This window comes from Methanobrevibacter filiformis (assembly GCF_001639265.1).
GTDB lineage: Archaea > Methanobacteriota > Methanobacteria > Methanobacteriales > Methanobacteriaceae > Methanacia > Methanacia filiformis.
On record NZ_LWMT01000145.1, the window covers coordinates 1 to 1,649 of the forward strand.

Annotated in this window: 1 protein-coding gene; it reads left to right on the plus strand. The window is 33.6% G+C overall.

Annotated elements, in window-relative coordinates:
- Nucleotides 1-1,649: beta strand repeat-containing protein (locus MBFIL_RS04360; RefSeq protein WP_157078658.1), on the plus strand; the 1,649-nt coding region annotated here is incomplete at both ends.

Below are 1,649 nucleotides of genomic sequence, written 5' to 3' on the forward strand. Positions count from 1 at the left end.
GAGTGTTGTTTTGAGTATTACTGTTGTTATTATTGGTAATGGTACAGTTATTAATACTGCGAGTGTGTCTGTGGATCAGAATAACACTAACGTGGATAATGGGTCTGATAATGAAACTATTAATGTGAGTAATAATGTTAATGTGAGTGTTGTTAAGGTTTCTAATACTACTGGAGCTGCGAATATTGGTGATATTATTACTTATACTATTACTGTGACTAATAATGGTTCTGGTAATGCTACTGGTGTGTTTGTGACTGATTTGTTGAATGCTACTGTTTTGAGTTTTGTAGGTAGTAATGGTTCTTATGATAATGTTACTGGTGTTTGGTCTATTGGGTCTCTTGGTGCTGGTGAGAGTGTTGCTTTGAGTATTACTGTTGTTATTATTGGTAATGGTACAGTTATTAATACTGCGAGTGTGACTGTGGATCAGAATAACACTAATACCAATAATGGGTCTGATAATGAAACTATTAATGTGAGTAATAATGTTAATGTGAGTGTTGTTAAGGTTTCTAATACTACTGGATCAGCGAATATTGGTGATATTATTACTTATACTATTACTGTGTCTAATAATGGTTCTGGTAATGCTACTGGTGTGTTTGTGACTGATTTGTTGAATACTAGTGTTTTGAGTTTTGTAGGTAGTAATGGTTCTTATGATAATAATACTGGTGTTTGGTCTATTGGGTCTCTTGGTGCTGGTGAAACGGTTGCTTTGAGTATTACTGTTGTTATTATTGGTAATGGTACAGTTATTAACATTGCGAGTGTGTCTGTGGATCAGAATAATACTAATGTGGATAATGGGTCTGATAATGAAACTATTAATGTGTCTAATAATGTTAATGTGAGTGTTGTTAAGGTTTCTAACACTACTGGTGCTGCGAATATTGGTGATGTTATTACTTATACTATTACTGTGTCTAATAATGGTTCTGGTAATGCTACTGGTGTATATGTGACTGATGTGTTGAATGCTAGTGTTTTGAGTTTTGTAGGTAGTAATGGTTCTTATGATGATGTTACTGGTGTTTGGTCTATTGGTGATTTGGGTGCTGGTGAGAGTGTTGCTTTGAGTATTACTGTTGTTATTGTTGGTAATGGTACAGTTATTAATACTGCGAGTGTGTCTGTGGATCAGAATAACACTAACGTGGATAATGGGTCTGATAATGAAACTATTAATGTGAGTAATAATGTTAATGTGAGTGTTGTTAAGGTTTCTAACACTACTGGTACTGCGAATATTGGTGATATTATTACTTATACTATTACTGTGACTAACAATGGTTCTGGTAATGCTACTGGTGTATATGTGACTGATTTGTTGAACAATACTGTTTTAAGTTTTGTAGGTAGTAATGGTTCTTATGATAATAATACTGGTGTTTGGACTATTGGTGATTTAGGTGCTGGTGAAACGGTTGCTTTGAGTATTACTGTTGTTATTATTGGTAATGGTACAGTTATTAATACTGCGAGTGTGTCTGTGGATCAGAATAACACTAACACTAATAATGGATCAGATAATGAAACTATTAATGTGAGTAATAATGTTAATGTGAGTGTTGTTAAGGTTTCTAATACTACTGGATCAGCGAATATTGGTGATATTATTACTTATACTATTACTGTGACTA